This window comes from Pelatocladus sp. (assembly GCF_059505505.1).
In genome coordinates this window covers 75,641-92,348 of record NZ_JCACKS010000251.1, presented here as the reverse complement: position 1 = coordinate 92,348, position 16,708 = coordinate 75,641, and the positions used below count along the sequence as shown (strand labels likewise).

Sequence of the window (16,708 nt, the reverse complement as noted above, 5' to 3'; positions counted from 1 at the left end):
TACGTTGGCGCTTTCGCGTCTTTGTAAAGTTGCTGTCATTGTTCTTATGATTGCTGTGAATGAATTATGTATGTTGTGTTAGCAAGTTGTCTTGCTTGTTTTTAATACTACTTTACATTTAGTTACAAAAGCAAGAGATGTACATTCAGCTTTTCTGATTTTAGTAATCAGGTTTACTTATCTATGCTCTAAACTAATGCTTTGAGCAAGGCCTGAAGCTTGAGTTGAATTTCTGCGAGTTCTTTTTCAGGATCGGAACCTGCAACGATACCAGCACCAGCATAAAGTCTGGCGCGATCGCCATCTATAAGTGCGGAACGAATTCCAACAATAAACTCACAGTTACCATCTGCGTCTACCCATCCCAAGGGTGCAGCGTATAAACCTCTCTCAAAGCTTTCGTAACGGCGAATTTCGACACAGGCTGCATCTGGTGCAGTACCAGCAACTGCTGGTGTGGGATGTAGTTGGGAAACTATTTTTAAAGGATGCACTTCATCGGGAACGATCGCGCTAATCGGTGTCCATAGATGCTGAATATTAGATAATTGTCGCAATCGGGGTGGTAATATTTGCGGTAATAAACCTAGTTGCGAGAGACGTTGAGTAATAAAATCAATTACTAGGGAATGTTCGTGTCTTTCTTTTTCACTATTGAGTAAGCGATCGGCATTGGTAGCATCTTCAGCAGGTGTTTCGCCTCTTGCTGCACTACCTGCTAAAGCATCGGTAATTAATTGTTGGTTGTGAATACTAATTAAACGTTCTGGACTTGCACCAATAAAGTTTTGTCCTTTGCCGTTGCTTGTAGAGAAAACATAACAATTTGGATGTAGCTGCCGCAAGTTGTGTAAAGAATTAAACAAATTAAATGTGGTATTGGATCTAACATCTAGTGCATCTGCTAGCACAATTTTACTGACATGGGTAGATTGAATTGTTTCTAGGGCCGACAACACCGAACGTTTGAATTTTTCTGGATTAGCTACAGATTTTTTACTAAATTTTGGCTCTTGAAAATCCTGATGAGGAGAATAAAATGTTGAAGAGTTGATGATTTCAATTTTTCTCCCCAAATTTTGCAAGATTCTTTCAATATTTACTTCTGCATTAATGATAAAATTAGCAACTAAGATACAACATTCGTCTTTGACAGCTATTTGCCAACGAGGAAGAAAAATTGTAGCTGCTGGAAATGGATAATTTTCTTGCTGTTTTCGATCAAAAAAACTAAAACCACAAAAAAATAGTGGTTTGGAAAAATATCTTTCTGTATCGCCAAAATTAACTATATTTTTTAAACAATATTTGATAAATGCTTCAGATTTTATAAATCTTTCTTTTCCCTGCATTTGTAATTTTGCTACAGCATCAATTGCAGCGATCGCTTCTTTTTTACCCTCGTTTTCCCAATAAAAATTTAGTTGATGTGGTTGTGCCAGTTTATCAAGTACTACCAAGGGGTCAACCAAGTTAATTTCTAGGGCAATACTGGCTATTTGAGTGGAATTATTTTTTATACTCTTGCGCTGAACAGCAAAAAGAAATTGGTGTAGTTCCCTATTATATACAAAAAAGTCGGCGGCACATGGTGAAACTGTCATGGATCTAAAAATAGTAAATTTTTTTGAAGTAATCTTCCTAAACAGTGATAAATCATGGTCGTATTTCTACAGGTAACATAAACAGTCGCTGTTTCACCAGCGTGTTGGCTCTGCCAAATTATGGTTTTGCAATACCATATGTGGTCTTGCCTAGATTTGCGCTGCATGTTGTGACTAATAGCAAGAAATTAATTTCAAACGTAGAAAAAGATTTCTTGATGATGTTATCTGCATATGGTTTGGATAAGAAACCATAAGTTTTGGGCATAAGAAAGTCCTAACAATATAATTAATTGCGGCTGATGACTACAAATCTAATTTCATATCCCAAAAATCATGCCAAAAATAAGCTATGGATGGCGGCAATAAAACCGCCGATGTATAGCGTTGCTATTATGCCTATCTGGGTAGGAACGGCTGTAGCGTTTGCGGAAACGAATATTTTGAATTGGGTCGTATTTGGTGTTTTCTTAGCTGCGGCAATTTTAATTTTGGCATGGGAAAACCTCAGCAATGATGTTTTTGATTCTGAGACAGGAATTGATCAAAATAAACATCATTCTCTGGTGAGTTTAACAGGTAACAAACTATTAATATTTTGGTTAGGAAATCTATTTTTATGTTTAGGTTTGGTGGGGATACTGGCGATCGCTTGGTGGCAACGTGACTGGACTGTAATTGGATTAATTTTGGTTTGCTGTGCTTTGGGCTACGTTTACCAAGGGCCTCCCTTTCGTTTAGGATACCAAGGTTTAGGTGAAATCCTCTGCTTTTTTGCCTTTGGGCCAATTGGCATGTCGGCAGTATATTACAGTCAAACTCAAAGCTGGTCAATACAAAACTTAGCAGCCTCAATGATTGTTGGTATTGCCACAACTTTAATTTTGTATTGTTCGCACTTTCACCAGGTTACAGACGATTTAGCAGCAGGGAAGCGATCGCCTATTGTGCGTTTGGGAACCAAAAGAGGCGCACAACTTCTGAGTTGCTTTACTGCTAGTATTTATGTCCTCACCTTACTATTTGTTTTGGGAGGAATTTTCCCTGTATGGACATTGCTAAGTTGGGTGAGTTTACCCTTCGCAATCAAATTATCTCGTCACGTTCAGCAAAATCACAGTAACCCAGAAAAAGTTAGTAACTGTAAATTCATCGCCGTCGCCGTGCATTTTTGGTGTTGTTTGCTGTTTGGTGTGGGATTTATGTTTTGACCAGGGGATTTGAGTTTTAAGCCAGTTCGTGGTTATAGTCCTTAGTCATTGGTCATTCGATTTTAGATTTTGGATTACTCTCGAATGACAAATGACCAATGACGACCTTGAAAAATTGATTTTGATCTAGAAATAGTGAATTATAAATTTGAATTTCGTCCTTACCAGCGAAAATTTGTGCGCGGAATTGCTACGAGTCACGGTATTTGGGAGATTCGTGAAGGTATTATTCTTCGCCTCACAGATGAAACCAACAAAATAGGTTGGGGAGAAATAGCGCCGATTAGCTGGTTTGGTTCCGAAACCCTAGCACAAGCCTGGGATTTTTGTCGCCAGCTACCAAAGGAAATTACAGAGGAAACTATTTTTTCCATCCCTGATCAGTTACCCGCTTGTCAGTTTGGATTTGAATCAGCACTTTTTTCTCCACCCACTCCCAGCACTTCCCTTACCCATAGCGCCTTACTACCCACAGGAGAAGCAGCACTACAAGCGTGGGAAAATTTGTGGCAACAAGGGTACTCCACTTTCAAATGGAAAATCGGTGTTTATCCTACGCCTGTTGAACTAAAAATTTTAGATTTACTCACCCAAAGCTTACCAACCTCTGCAAAACTGCGATTAGATGCGAATGGTGGATTGAAGGAAGAGGAAGCAAAGTTGTGGTTAGAGAGTTGCGATCGCTTGAATACTAATATTGAATTTTTGGAACAACCTTTATCTGTAGATCAATTTTTGCAAATACTGGAGTTGAGTAAATGCTACAAAACAGCGATCGCTTTAGATGAATCTGTCGCCACACTTCCACAGCTAGAATACTGCTTTCAACAAGGATGGCGAGGAATTTTTGTCATTAAACCAGCAATCATCGGTTCTCCATCCCAGCTGCGTCAGTTTTGTCAACAGCATGAAATCGATGCAGTGTTTTCATCTGTGTTTGAAACTTCTATTGGCAGAAAAGCAGCCCTTCAAATAGCAGTAGAATTATCAAGACATAATCGGGCAATGGGTTTTGGTATTAACCATTATTTTGCTGAAGATGAGGAATCGGGGACACGGTGAAAAACTAATAACCAATGACCAATGACCAATGACAAACAACCAGAAATGGAGAGATTAAAAAGTTTTAGTTTAGTGTGCGATCGCAGTGATAAATTGGCACAATTAACTGAACAATTTTATTCAGAATTAATAAAATTATTTGACTGCCAAACAACACCAAAGGTCATTTTAGCTGAACGCGAACCCGTACGATTTTTAGCAGGTTTTATTGCTGCTTATACTGCTAAATGTCCTGTTTTTCTTTGTAATCCTAACTGGGCAAAACAGGAATGGCAACAAGTGTTTGATGTCGTACAACCAGATATTATTTGGGGAGCAAGTCATAACGAATTGATCATCCATAATAACAAAAGCAATTACCAATTACCAATTACCAATTACCCATATATCATGATTCCCACTGGCGGTTCATCTGGCAATATCAAATTTGCTGTACACACCTGGGAAACTCTCACAGCTTCAGTACGTGGATTTACAGAATATTTTCAACTACAAACAGTCAATTCATTTTGTGTATTGCCTTTATATCATGTCAGTGGTTTTATGCAATTTATGCGTTGTTTTACCACTGGTGGAGAATTGGTAATTTCACCTTTTAAAGAATTAGAATCTCGGCAATTAGATCAACTTGTAGCAGCAGATTTTTTTATATCTTTAGTACCAACTCAGCTACAAAGTCTTTTGCAAAACTCAAATTTAACAGCATGGCTATCCCAATTCCAAACAGTTCTTTTAGGAGGTGCGCCAGCTTGGGATGAAATTTTAGAAAAAGCAAGATATTATCAAATTAAATTAGCCCCGACATATGGTATGACAGAAACGGCTTCTCAAATTGCCACACTCAAACCAGATGATTTTATCAAAAGAAAAGTTAATAGTGGTCAAACTCTTCCTCATGCTAAAATTATAATTAGCAACGAAAAAGGCGAATATTTAAAAAATAATCAAACAGGAAATATTATCATTCAAGCAGAATCTTTAGCCCTTGGTTATTATCCCTTAATTTCTAACCTCCAAACTATAGCCTCTAATTTCCTCACAGATGATGTAGGCTTTATAGACAACGAAGGTTATTTAAATATAGTCGGGCGTAAGAGTGACAAAATCATCACTGGCGGAGAAAACGTCTACCCTACAGAAATAGAATCAGCAATTAAAGCAACTGCAATGGTAAATGATGTTTGCGTCGTGGGTATACCGGATCAATATTGGGGACAAGCAGTTACAGCTATTTATGTTCCGAAAAACTCAAATCATTCTGTAGTAGAAATTCAAAATTTACTCAGAGATAAACTTAGCAAATTTAAACTACCCAAACACTGGCTCGCTGTGGAAAAATTACCCCGCAATTCTCAGGGAAAAATTAATCGACACCAATTACAGGAAATCGCTTTAGAAAATCTAAACAACTCAGAAAAATAAAGTTTATAAATTAACTTTTGATTCTTGAGTTTTCAAATCACCTCTCTCGATTTTCTTCTCTCTGCTTTTTGCGCTTCTGATGCGTTCACTTCCAACCATTCAATCATCTGCTGAGGTAAATCTGTTTTTTGTCTGCTAGTGGTATCAATACAAACATGCCTCGTAAATGCCTTAGCTACCATTACATCTGCTACTAAAATTTCGTAATTGATTTCAAATTTTTCAAGACTCAGTTTTTGTGGTATTGAAGTAATAACTAATTTATCACCACAAAATATGGGGCGAAAAAAATCTACATTAGCATGAACAATAGGATAAGCTACCGATGGGTTACTAAAAAACTCCTTAATATTTATACCAGATATTTCTAAAGATTCTTCATAAGCTTCATGGCAAATACTTAAAACATTAGCAAAGTAAACTACCCCAGCAGCATCAGTATTTTGAAAGCGAACGGTGCGATGATAGGTAAAAGACATTTTGTAGCAACCAAAATCGTATTCTCTGGCTAATAGCTTAACTCCACGCTCAGTAGACTAAAACCCGTACTTAATTAAACTAAAGGATGATATACATCTTCAGAACTAGGATTAAGGTAGGGACGCTGTAAATCTATTCCAAAACGCGCGAAATGTTGGTAGATGGTTTGTATTTTTTGTTGGGTAGAATTTTGTCCTTTTTGCCAAGCTTCTAACAAAGCATTAGCGACAATTTGGCAACGGTTCATGCCAAAACTTTCTTGAACAACAAATTTTTGAGCTGGTTCTTCAGCTAAACTTAGCCCAGGTGCTAAATACTTTGTAAATAAGGGAATTTCTGAATGAAAATGAGATCTGTGTTGTTTATACACAGTTTGCAGAACTTCTCGCACTACCCAATAGTTGTGGCGTTCAAAGTAAAGAACCCCTGAGTCAAAACATTTATAGGCAGAGGGATTATACGGTACTTGGAAGCTAAAGGCAATACCAGCAGCATTGAGTTGCAATGTCAAGCTTTCCATCAGAGCGATCGCCCCCACTGGAGTTAAATTAAAATAAATCCGTCCTTCTCCTAAATCACTATCAGGGTTTTCACTTAGCTTTTGGGCAATATTACTAACTGCAATGTAGCAACCATTTTGCAATCGATTTTTTGGCATCCAAATATTGATAAAATCGCCAACCCTGAGCGATCGCATCATTTGTTCTACATGGCTTTCACTTTCAACATGTAATGTCAAACCGCCTTTACTTACGGCTAAACTGCCATCTGGTTCGCGTCGCAACACCTGCCAACCAGAGTCATAATACCCAGTACCGTGATTGCTAGAGTGTAATTGGTCATACAATTGCCAATCAATCCCCAAAACGGAATTATTTTCTAAGTTTTTGTGGGGTAAAAACTTGTTTGGTTCAGCATTCACTGCTAAAACACTTTGTAACGAACCATTGTAATAAATACCATAGATAAAATTTCTGACTAATAAAATGAGATATTTTTGCTGTATTGCTTGAGAATTTTTTTGAAATCTTTGTGCTAGCTGACTCGGCAAAGCAAAAGATTGATAATTTGGATGGTAAATGCAAAAATTAGACTCGATTTGAATATTGGCAGCAATATCGAGTAAAGAATTTAGCAAATGCTGGTCAGAACAATCTATCATGACTTTGAATCTCCCCATTTACCTTTTTTGTGATCAACACCCACGCAAACGGGTTTTACTGTAGTAAAGTCGGACTAAATTCTGTTCGTTTTCCATCTGAGGATGTTTGCTAGATTTCACAAAAGATTTGGTAATTTCTGATTCAGAGATTCCAAAAACTGTCATGATAGATTCTTGTGGTCTTGTAAGTAGACTTTTGGCAACTTGTAAGGTTGCAATGCTACTGTTATCAAAATATTTACGATCTTGAATAGTCGCTTGTAACTGATGAATTAGTACTAAACCAGCAAACTGTACTACTCGTTGGATGAAGTCGCAATGGTAGTCCAAAATGCTAGGGAATGCATCAAGATAAGCTTGAATCAAAGCAACTATAGAGGGGTGAAGAAGTTCTAGTGGTGTTGCGGCTAATTCTAGAGATTCTTCTAATTCGATGGATGGATCTACCACCAAGCTTTCTAACCAAATTTTCAAATAGCTTGCTACTAAGGTTCCTAAATCAAAGGTGGGATCTCCCCAACTACAAGTTTTCCAGTCAATCATACGAATCAAGCAGTTATCTAGTTGTTCCCATCGAGAATGCACTAAAATATTTTCTAGTTTGAGATCGTTGTGAGTTAAACAGCAAGGTTGCCATAAAGATGCTAACTCTGCGATCGCTGATTCTAAGCTTTCATAACGTTGATAAAGAAGATAAAACTTGAGTGCATCAGTCGGAACATTACCAAAAATCTCCGAACTAAATGACTCTATTCCTTGAGCGGGATTGTAAAACTGATAGCGAAATTGCCCTTGGGGAGCAGTTGCCATAAAATCACGATACTCACGTTGATTAAACGTGGCACGATGCAGTACACCTAAGCTTGCACCGATGGCGCTAGCTATTTCCAAGGGATAAATATCGTTTTGTTGATAGAAATTACCTAATTCAAAATATTCCGTAAGATAGTTGCGAACAAGTATAGATTCCTCTTCATCAAAATGCAGCAGTAGTGATCCGATCTCCGCAATATTTCCTAACACTGGAAACTGCTGCAATAACTGATGAAATAACCATTCATTAAATAATTCTTGGGGAATGCCATCATGTTCTATGTGACGTTCCTGCTTCACTAATAATTTGCGATCGCTTCCCAAATTTATCAATAAGTTTATATTTTTATTGCTACTTTCTACTAGCTCAGAATCCGCAACAACTCCATCCTCAGAACTACACAGTCCTACGTTTTGCAAATGCTCGATGAGATGGTGATTTGGAGAATACAGTGAAAATACCATATATTATTTCCTAACTCGTAAAACTGCTTAGAGAATTAGCTATCTTGTTATTAGCTTAGTGTAAGTAGTATTAGCTAAGTAGTAAAAACCCGTGAGTAAGAATATTGCTTGTTACAATCTACTAATATCCTATATTGTCAACAAAAACTTGCCAAAATGGCAATGCAGCCTTTACTTACCTTTAAATTTTACTTCGTGAAAAATTTAAATATTTAAAAGTTTTGATGATGTTTAATTGATATTAGCTGCCTCTTGATAATTTTTCATTCATCAATCAAGACTCTACATAACATATATGTTTAGAAGTTCTCTTTTGAAATTTCATTAACTAAATGTCCACTCCCATAAACTTATATAATCAGGCTAATAACTTTACCTAAATAATCAAAAGTGATTACATACATGATAAAGATCGCATTTCAAAAAAAGCCAAAAACCTTTTTTATAAGCTCTTGCTCTACTTCAAGATGTGAGTTTATTAATGCCATCCTGTACTAGGTTTAATGGTTATATTTTGAAGTATCTATCAATAGACATAGACTGAAACTTCTTTAAACTAGCATTCGCAAGCGCAAAAAAACCTGCGTATTTACCGGATAATATTCAATGTTTTTATAAAGATGATAGCTAAAAGTCGCGAAGTGTTGAATATATACTTATCTTAACCTTACATTATTTTTGCATAAATCAACATTTATTTTGACTACTTTTCATGTTCAAAAACATTTTTTAATAACCTCAATAAACAGCCAGAAGAAATAATAAATAACTGAATAATGTAAATAGCTGTTCATTAAGCAGTTTTTATACAGCAATTCTAGATGATTTGTGAGAATCGCAAAGCCTAGATCCCCGACAACTCCTGCGAAGTCGGGGATTTTCAGTAGTGTAGTAATTACTCAATCTATGCAAGTTCTACGGGGATATGGGGGGGTATTAGGGTATTAAGTAAGTCGGCACAAATAAAGCTAACTACTTGGGATCGTTATTTGTCATACTCTACCTTGAAGCCGAAGAAGGCGCGTCTATGTCATTGGTTATTGGTAAGGCTTTTAGGCATGTTTACTTTTCGTAACTCAGTTATGTTTATTCCCACCGATTTACTTAGTCATTAGGAAAGAGATTTGTGAAATAATTCTCCCTTGTCCCCCTTATCCCCCCGTTTTTGTCAAAAACACATAGGCTTTCTGCTTGTAATCGTGTAAACTGACAGACAAACTAAAGCTATGATGACATGCGTAGCTCTGGGTTCTCGGCAGATGTGACAATGGAACACTGGCAATTTCTCATACAGAAACAGGGCGATCGCTCGTGGGATTCCCTAGAATCGCCAAACGTGAAAATTTTGGAAGGTAAGTATAGAGTTGTGGCTCGATCCAATCTTACCAATGTTGATGTGGAAGTGCGGGTGACTCACTACTCAAGTTTAGAAATTCCACCAAAGCGCCGTGTTCAAAAGCGATCGCGTCGGACAAATGCTGAAGGCTTAATGGCGGTAATGCCTTTTACTTATCTCCAGCCTGGACTTTGGGAGTTACAATGTTCTGGCGATTTAATGTCAAATCTTTTTGGTCAGCCTTGGCAATATAGTATACAATTGCAAGTCTTGCCCTCCACTGAGAAAGAAGATGCAATTATTAATCAGCCTGTCAGCCCAGTTTGGTTACAAGGTCAGACAGCAGAGCAGATATTACAACATTTAGTAGAGTTAGTTTTACCTGCTTGCGATCCTGTAGCAGAAGATGAAATTATAGAGGACTCACCTCCACTTATTCCAGAACTACCACTGCTGCTGAGTTTAGAACAAGAAAACTATATCGCTAGTTGGGGGCAAATTCTCAGTATTGATGGGTGTGTGGAGTCGCCAGAAACCTGGACTCTGCAAAAGTTGTTAACTGGAGAACTACGCCTTGAATTGCGATCGCCTCAAAGTTTAGAAATATTAGCCCAAACACGCCAAACATTACTAGAAAAGCTACTACCCTTTTCGATCAAATCTTCAATTGAAATTCCTGCTGATTGTGAATTAAAACTTATTTTGGGTGAGATTAGTTTGTATGGCATACTCGCCCCTAATAGTGAAACTACACTGTTAGCTAGCCAATCTTTTACAATCACAGCCGATATTACGCAATTACTCGCAACTAGTACACCAGCAACAGCAACTGAACTAGAACCAGCAACAACACCACAAACTAAAATAACGCCAGAACCATCTGTCAAGCTGGATCTAGAGCTTTTTAATATTGTTAAATCTCAAAAAATAGCTCAGTTATCATTTACTGAACCGACTCCCGATATTCTGCCACCATTAATTACACGTTCTCATAAATCAGCTAATTTTCGTTCGCCACAACTGCCTAAGTTTCCTCAAAAGCAGACTCCTGTTGCTGTTTGCGAACCCCCAACCCAAAAAGAGTCTTTAAAAACCAAAGATTCTGTGAAGGCTGAGAAAATGGCAACAATGGATACCAGTGCGATTGTTCTTGCTTCTGCTACTCCAACACAGGTGCAGCCTTTATCTAAAGAAATTTCTTTTGCCATTGTCAAGCGTAGAGCAAAAAGGGACAGTACTTTTCCATTCTTGAGACGAATCAAAAACTTACCAGGCGATCTTGCACCAGAAACATCAGAATCGCGTTTGCTAGAAGAATCTGATCACAGCCATAGCACTGGAGTTGTAAAAGATACACCTCAATTAGCAACAACTCCCGATAATTCTTTGAACGACTCTGTAGCAGTAGTTGTGCAACGCCATTCTGAATTGTTAACAGTAGAGACTTCCAACATGTCGCCTCTGATTAGGAAGTGGATGTACAGTCATGGATACACTTTGCCCGAACCTATCGATGTAGAGTATGAAGATTACGATCTTTGTGTCACCACTCACGAAGAGATATCCGAACAAGAAACTTTGTCCCCAATTGAAGCTGAAACCCCAGAAGTAGAAAAAGCAGAACAACAGGAAACCACAGAACAATTCCCACTCCCCCCATCTTCTCCTCTCCCCCTTCCTCCTCCACCTTCGCCATTTCGTATCCGACAATTCAAAACACCACCAGCTTGGTTAGCTAGAGAAATTGTCGTAGATGATACTGATGATCACGAAAAAGTTGATGATTTATTACACCACGAAGAAGAAATTCCTGTTGCGATCGCTCCTACAATGATTGAAGCATTACCAACTCCGCAATTATATGTACCAGAAGGCGAACTAATCTCTGGTAAGTTTGTGAAAGTACGTGTGCAGCTAGATTGTGTACGTCCTAACGTTGCTATTAAGCTATGGGTTAAAGATTGTCAAACCCGCTGTATACTCGATGGGCCATGTTTACTCACTAGTTTCCTCCCCACAGCTTCCGGATTAGAGGTGATTGATCAAATTTATATTCCTCTTGGTTGTTTAGAAGTTCGTATAGAAGCGATCGCTGTAGATACAACCAACCAACACGAAAGCCACAAAACCACTCTCATCAGAAACGTGATTCCAGAAGACTTACCAACTCTGCAACTAGATGAACTGCTAGATCTTTAGAACGTGAGGGTGTCAGGCGTGTGCTTGGAGTGTGGAAAAATAACAAATGACAAATGACTCTTAATATATATTTACAAATAGCTTTTCTGTGTTAAAAATCTTTAGAAATTACAAATTTAGGCGAAGAATTGCAGTAAGCTCATTTTGAATTGTACTGTTCTTTAAAAGGAATCTTTACTATGGTGACTTCACTTTTGGCTTCATATCCTGCTTCATTCTTGTCTCCAATTCTCGTTTACAGTATTGGTTGGATTGTGCCAATTGTTGTATTCTCGTTTCTGATGATCTACATTGAGCGCGAAGATATTGTGTAAATTGATTATTGGTTATTGGTTGTTGGTCATTAGTCACTGGTTATAATTAATTAACTTTTGACAAAGGATAAATGACTAAATAATAAATTAATACCGCCTATCTCTTGGAGATGGGCGGTTTTTTAATGATGGTTTCTAAACAAATTGCTAGAAAATTGCGGCTTTTAGTATTAGGTTCGTGTCAATTTTAGACAGAAGAACCCATTCCGGCGTAGGCTCCATAGAAGAAAATACCTACAACAGTAATCACACCTAATCCTGCGATTGTAGCAACAATCCACAAAGGAATTCTCCCACTTCCAGACACTGTTTTCTCCTCCCTAAACGCAAAATCAACACAAATTAATTATCAGCTATCAGTTATTAGTTATCAGTTATCAATTATATAACTTTCAGATAACTGTTCACTGATTAAGTAGCAAAATATTCCAGTTAATTAAAGAAGTAACTGGAAAATAGAATCCCTAGAACAAAAACTAGCAGTAGTCCCAGGAACAGTGAAGTCCGGTTAAGTTCAACCGGTTGATTATTGGGATTGGGGCTTCTTTCCATTATTTCCTCCTAGCGTTGAATAAATTGCATTGCGGCGATCGCGCCCAAAAAGAAGACAGTTGGCACAGCTAGGGTGTGAACTGCCAGCCATCTGACGGTAAAAATCGGGTATTGTATTGGTTGATTATCGGTAGAATTCATAATTGCAAACTACTTCTCAATAAATTGTTCAACTTGTTGTTTTGCTTCATAACGGTTATTCACAATCGGCAATTCTTGCCGTACTTGTGTGTAATACTCGTTGGGGCGAGGTGTGCCAAACACATCGTATGCCAAACCGGTGCTGACAAATAACCAACCTGCTATGAACAATGCTGGAATGGTAATGCTATGAATTACCCAATAGCGAACGCTGGTAATAATATCCGAAAACGGACGTTCTCCAGTACTTCCTGACATTTAGATTCCTACCTGTCTTTTCAAAGATGTTTTAATACGTAGATTTCTTGGTTTTACCCAAGTAAACTACATCTCATCTGGATGTTTGTCCCCAGACGGGACTACTACACACTCGCCCGATTAGGTTCGTGTCTATGCGGATTTTTTACATGAATTCATTATCCTACAAAGTTAAGAAAGAGTTACATCTTGCAACTTCTTTCTCAGAAATAAGCAATGAATTCTTAAACTTTTGTTACATTAAGCGGCATCAGATTTGGCAACAGCAGCAATATCTGGTTGATACTTTAATAAATAACCGCGATCGCCAATTACAAATCCCTGCTCAGGTGAAAAGAAAACTATTTTGTATAAATTAGCAGGAATTCCTTCCACATCGCGATCTTTTTCCCAAGTTTGACCACCATCAGGACTACGTAACAAATTACCGCTACCACCACTGATCCAAACTTCTTCTGGAGTGCGATAAGCCATATCAAGCAATCCCCAGCTTGTAGCTAGTTCAGGATTTTGTGCTTCTTGCCATTTTTCAGCATCAGCTGTTTCGCTAAATTGTATTTGTCCTCCGCGCGCCAGCATCCACAGCTGTCCATTTTGGGTAAAACCCATGTTTTCTACACGTCGGGAACTATTGCGATTATGAGGAACCCATGCATTTTGACCAGGTTCCCAAGTAGAGTAGAAATTCCCCTTGGCAGAAACAGCAACATATTTCCCATCGGGGGAACGTTCCAAATTCCGCACCACACCGACTGCTTCTTCTACTTGAGCTTTCCAATTTTGACCGCCGTCTGTGGTTTTGTAAATTGCTCCCACATCGGTAGCCATTTCGGCTGAATTTCCTCCTTGGGCAAGAATACTAACTGGATTCCCAGGTAACTTTTCACTCAGAGGAATTCGCAACCATGATTTACCCTCATCAGTACTGTGCAGCAACAAAGAAGGTTCACCAACAATCCATCCTTCTTGACCTGTAAAACTGACAGAGTTAAAGCGGTACTTGCGATCGTCTAATTGCAGTTTAATTGGTTGCCAAGTTTCACCTCCATTTTTGGTTTCTAAAAGAGTAGCGTCACTGCCTACCAAGAAACCATGCTGAGGATTACCAGTAAAAGCAAGATCTAATAATTTGGCATCTGTGCCTACAGAAATTATTTCCCAAGGATTGTAACTTGTAGAGGGAACCTTACTACAACCGACACATACTAGAACAACTGCAAATAGAGCAATTAATTTTTGCCAAATTTTCATCACAATTTGTATTTATTAGTTTTTTGTTAATTCAGTTTATGCTTCTGAGTCAGGGAAAGCAGCGCTTGGACGGTTGTCCTGGTTGTCGCAACTGCTGTAACCCTGACTAAGAGCGCGTCCTATTGCAAGCCATAAAGACTGAGGAAAAATAAGACACCAAGAGCCAAAGCCCCAAAAATCAGAATACTCTTCTGAGTAGGGGTTAAATTGTTGACACCGAAACCATAACCGAGATTTTCTTCAAAACCAGAAGCCTTACCCGCAGGGCCGACATTGGCAAAAGCATTCTTCTTGGCGCTACAAACTGGACAACGCCAAGTTAGCGGCAATTCTGCGAAGGGTGTGTCTGGGGCAATGTCATGTTTTTCGTCCCCTTTGGTGGGTTCGTAGACATAACCGCAGGCGCGACACTCGTAGCGGTCTAAAACCGAATTTTCAACAGCTTGTTCGCTCATGGCTGTGGCACGGGTGAGGGTCAAAGCTTAAATATACGTTAAAAATTATGACATAATTGTTAGGTTTTTCTATAGCAAGCAACAACGAATCAAATAAAACTCTGAGTCTGTTTTGCAAAACTCAGAAATGCCTAAACTATATAATGTAAAAGAAAGTAACGGTTATTTTCACCCATAACGGTAGATATTGATTGTGTTTGTCCTTAGCGGTTACGAGTACCTTCTAGGCTTCTTAATGATCTGTAGCTTAGTGCCTGCCTTAGCTCTTGCGGCATCTAAGCTGCTGCGACCGAGTAGTCGCAGCCCAGAACGGCGCACCACCTATGAATCCGGTATGGAACCCATTGGCGGAGCCTGGATTCAGTTCAATATTCGCTATTACATGTTTGCCTTAGTCTTCGTGGTATTTGACGTAGAGACGGTGTTTTTATATCCTTGGGCAGTTGCTTTCCACCGTTTAGGTCTATTGGCATTCATTGAAGCGCTAATCTTTATCGCAATTCTTGTAATTGCCCTAGTTTATGCATGGCGCAAAGGAGCCTTGGAATGGTCTTAGATGGTAATTTAACAGCCAAAGATTTAGAACAGCAGCAAACAGACCGGATTCTCAACCCCATTGGACGTTCGACAGTGACTCATGAACTGTCGGAAAACGTCATTTTGACCACAGTTGATGACCTTTACAACTGGGCGCGTCTTTCTAGTCTTTGGCCTTTGTTGTTTGGTACAGCTTGCTGCTTTATTGAATTTGCAGCATTAATTGGTTCTCGCTTTGACTTCGATCGCTTTGGACTTATCCCCCGTTCTAGTCCCCGACAAGCTGATTTGATTATTACAGCCGGAACAATCACGATGAAGATGGCTCCCCAATTGGTGCGTCTTTATGAACAAATGCCAGAACCAAAATACGTGATTGCGATGGGAGCTTGTACAATTACTGGCGGGATGTTCAGCGTCGATTCTCCTTCAGCAGTGCGTGGAGTCGATAAACTGATTCCGGTGGATGTGTACTTACCTGGTTGTCCGCCCCGCCCAGAAGCAATTATTGATGCGATTATTAAATTACGCAAAAAAATTGCCAATGATTCTATCCAAGAGCGGGATGTGATCAAGCAAACCCACCGCTACTACAGTACGACTCACAGCATGAAATCAGTGCCACAAATCCTCACTGGTGAGTATTTGCTTAGTGACACTCGTGTTGCACCACCGAAGGAATTGAGTGAAGCGATCGGTATGCCGATACCACCTGCTTTGTTGACCCAGAAGAAGGAGGAGGTAAACCGTGGCTGAAGAATCGAAACCAGTACCAGCAGAAGAAAAATCTCTGGATGTAGCAGCAGGTAAAGTTTCCCAGTGGTTAACGGAAAATGGCTTTGCCAATGAACCTCTACAACCGGATGCTAACGGTGTAGAGATAGTTAAGGTAGAGGCAGATTTTTTACTACCAACTTGTACTGCTTTATATGCCTACGGGTTTAATTATCTCCAGATTCAGGGCGGGATTGATTTAGGCCCTGGACAGGAATTAGTCAGCATGTATCACTTGGTCAAAGTTAGTGATAATGCTGATAAACCAGAGGAAGTACGTATCAAAGTTTTCTTGCCACGTGAAAATCCGAGAGTACCTTCAGTTTATTGGATTTGGAAAACTGCTGACTGGCAAGAGCGCGAATCTTACGATATGTTCGGGATTATTTACGAAGGACACCCGAACTTGAAGCGGATTTTAATGCCGGAAGATTGGGTAGGTTGGCCCTTACGTAAGGATTACGTTTCACCTGATTTTTACGAGTTGCAAGACGCTTTTTAGTAGTGAATAGCACCTCATTGTGTTAACCCCCTTCTCTCAGTAAGTGGAGAGGGGGGTGGTTTTTTGGAACGCACAGGGAAGCGGAGTGCGATCGCTTGTTGGAGTTTTAAGTGAGAAGTTTCTCGTTTCAGGTGAGAAGTTTCTCGTTTCAGGTGAGAAGTTTCTCGTTT

18 protein-coding genes are annotated in these 16,708 nt (G+C 39.0%); 8 read left to right on the top strand and 10 right to left on the bottom strand.

Features of this window, described 5'->3' with window-relative positions; all coding sequences use genetic code 11:
* Nucleotides 1-188 precede the first annotated feature (188 nt).
* Entirely contained in the window at nucleotides 189-1,604 is a 1,416-nt protein-coding gene (locus tag AC5JMK_RS26130) for an isochorismate synthase (protein ID WP_495911316.1), read from the bottom strand.
* A gap of 302 nt (nucleotides 1,605-1,906) precedes the next feature.
* Here AC5JMK_RS26130 and menA point away from each other — a divergent pair, with 302 nt between their 5' ends.
* The 3 genes from menA to AC5JMK_RS26115 all read left to right on the top strand — a co-directional run bounded on the left by menA (nucleotide 1,907) and on the right by AC5JMK_RS26115 (nucleotide 5,299).
* Nucleotides 1,907-2,815 carry a 2-carboxy-1,4-naphthoquinone phytyltransferase gene (gene menA / locus AC5JMK_RS26125; RefSeq protein ID WP_096678269.1) on the top strand — a complete coding sequence of 303 codons (909 nt, stop codon included), beginning with the start codon at nucleotides 1,907-1,909 and terminating at the stop codon, nucleotides 2,813-2,815.
* Between the two features lie 135 nt (nucleotides 2,816-2,950).
* A complete protein-coding gene (locus AC5JMK_RS26120; RefSeq protein WP_495911315.1) occupies nucleotides 2,951-3,877 on the top strand; it encodes an o-succinylbenzoate synthase in 927 nt (308 codons plus the stop codon).
* Nucleotides 3,878-3,922: 45 nt separating this feature from the next.
* Nucleotides 3,923-5,299: a 2-succinylbenzoate--CoA ligase gene (locus AC5JMK_RS26115; RefSeq protein ID WP_096679272.1), complete on the top strand. Its 1,377-nt coding sequence runs from the start codon at nucleotides 3,923-3,925 to the stop codon at nucleotides 5,297-5,299.
* Nucleotides 5,300-5,331: 32 nt separating this feature from the next.
* Here AC5JMK_RS26115 and AC5JMK_RS26110 read toward each other — a convergent pair whose 3' ends face one another.
* From AC5JMK_RS26110 to AC5JMK_RS26100, 3 genes are all read right to left on the bottom strand, one after another.
* Nucleotides 5,332-5,778 (bottom strand): acyl-CoA thioesterase, encoded by a 447-nt coding sequence (locus AC5JMK_RS26110; protein WP_096678273.1) that lies wholly within the window; start codon nucleotides 5,776-5,778, stop codon nucleotides 5,332-5,334.
* Between the two features lie 74 nt (nucleotides 5,779-5,852).
* Complete coding sequence (locus AC5JMK_RS26105) at nucleotides 5,853-6,941, bottom strand: T3SS effector HopA1 family protein (protein ID WP_495911314.1); 1,089 nt, start codon at nucleotides 6,939-6,941, stop codon at nucleotides 5,853-5,855.
* A 33-nt stretch (nucleotides 6,942-6,974) separates the two neighbouring features.
* Nucleotides 6,975-8,219, bottom strand: a complete 1,245-nt coding sequence (locus tag AC5JMK_RS26100; protein ID WP_495911313.1) for an aminoglycoside phosphotransferase family protein — start codon at nucleotides 8,217-8,219, stop codon at nucleotides 6,975-6,977.
* A 1,234-nt stretch (nucleotides 8,220-9,453) separates the two neighbouring features.
* Here AC5JMK_RS26100 and AC5JMK_RS26095 point away from each other — a divergent pair.
* On the top strand, nucleotides 9,454-11,754 hold the full coding sequence (locus AC5JMK_RS26095) for a hypothetical protein (RefSeq protein ID WP_495911312.1): 2,301 nt from the start codon (nucleotides 9,454-9,456) through the stop codon (nucleotides 11,752-11,754).
* A 179-nt stretch (nucleotides 11,755-11,933) separates the two neighbouring features.
* A complete protein-coding gene (locus AC5JMK_RS26090; RefSeq protein ID WP_096678280.1) occupies nucleotides 11,934-12,068 on the top strand; it encodes a photosystem I reaction center subunit VIII in 135 nt (44 codons plus the stop codon).
* Nucleotides 12,069-12,255: 187 nt separating this feature from the next.
* Here AC5JMK_RS26090 and AC5JMK_RS26085 read toward each other — a convergent pair whose 3' ends face one another.
* The 6 genes from AC5JMK_RS26085 to AC5JMK_RS26060 form a co-directional block, all read right to left on the bottom strand.
* Nucleotides 12,256-12,375 (bottom strand): photosystem II reaction center protein J, encoded by a 120-nt coding sequence (locus AC5JMK_RS26085; RefSeq protein WP_026720600.1) that lies wholly within the window; start codon nucleotides 12,373-12,375, stop codon nucleotides 12,256-12,258.
* A 125-nt stretch (nucleotides 12,376-12,500) separates the two neighbouring features.
* A complete protein-coding gene (gene psbL / locus AC5JMK_RS26080) occupies nucleotides 12,501-12,620 on the bottom strand; it encodes a photosystem II reaction center protein PsbL (RefSeq protein WP_495911311.1) in 120 nt (39 codons plus the stop codon).
* A 9-nt stretch (nucleotides 12,621-12,629) separates the two neighbouring features.
* On the bottom strand, nucleotides 12,630-12,761 hold the full coding sequence (gene psbF, locus AC5JMK_RS26075; RefSeq protein WP_196797829.1) for a cytochrome b559 subunit beta: 132 nt from the start codon (nucleotides 12,759-12,761) through the stop codon (nucleotides 12,630-12,632).
* Nucleotides 12,762-12,770: 9 nt separating this feature from the next.
* Complete coding sequence (gene psbE, locus AC5JMK_RS26070; RefSeq protein WP_096678284.1) at nucleotides 12,771-13,019, bottom strand: cytochrome b559 subunit alpha; 249 nt, start codon at nucleotides 13,017-13,019, stop codon at nucleotides 12,771-12,773.
* Nucleotides 13,020-13,259: 240 nt separating this feature from the next.
* A complete protein-coding gene (locus tag AC5JMK_RS26065) occupies nucleotides 13,260-14,270 on the bottom strand; it encodes a photosynthesis system II assembly factor Ycf48 (protein WP_096678286.1) in 1,011 nt (336 codons plus the stop codon).
* Between the two features lie 119 nt (nucleotides 14,271-14,389).
* Entirely contained in the window at nucleotides 14,390-14,725 is a 336-nt protein-coding gene (locus AC5JMK_RS26060) for a rubredoxin (protein WP_096678288.1), read from the bottom strand.
* Nucleotides 14,726-14,918: 193 nt separating this feature from the next.
* On the opposite strand from AC5JMK_RS26060, the gene ndhC reads away from it, so the two are divergent.
* Genes ndhC through AC5JMK_RS26045 form a run of 3 tightly spaced genes read left to right on the top strand, consistent with a single transcriptional unit; the run spans nucleotide 14,919 to nucleotide 16,538 of the window.
* A complete protein-coding gene (ndhC, locus tag AC5JMK_RS26055; RefSeq protein WP_096678290.1) occupies nucleotides 14,919-15,281 on the top strand; it encodes a photosynthetic/respiratory NAD(P)H-quinone oxidoreductase subunit C in 363 nt (120 codons plus the stop codon).
* Nucleotides 15,272-16,018: a photosynthetic/respiratory NAD(P)H-quinone oxidoreductase subunit K gene (gene ndhK / locus AC5JMK_RS26050; protein ID WP_096678292.1), complete on the top strand. Its 747-nt coding sequence runs from the start codon at nucleotides 15,272-15,274 to the stop codon at nucleotides 16,016-16,018. Before ndhC ends, ndhK begins: the two co-directional genes overlap by 10 nt.
* The gene (locus AC5JMK_RS26045; protein ID WP_096678294.1) at nucleotides 16,011-16,538 is read left to right on the top strand and encodes an NAD(P)H-quinone oxidoreductase subunit J; all 528 of its coding nucleotides are present in this window, start codon (nucleotides 16,011-16,013) and stop codon (nucleotides 16,536-16,538) included. The genes ndhK and AC5JMK_RS26045 overlap by 8 nt, the downstream gene beginning before the upstream one ends.
* Nucleotides 16,539-16,708 lie beyond the last annotated feature (170 nt).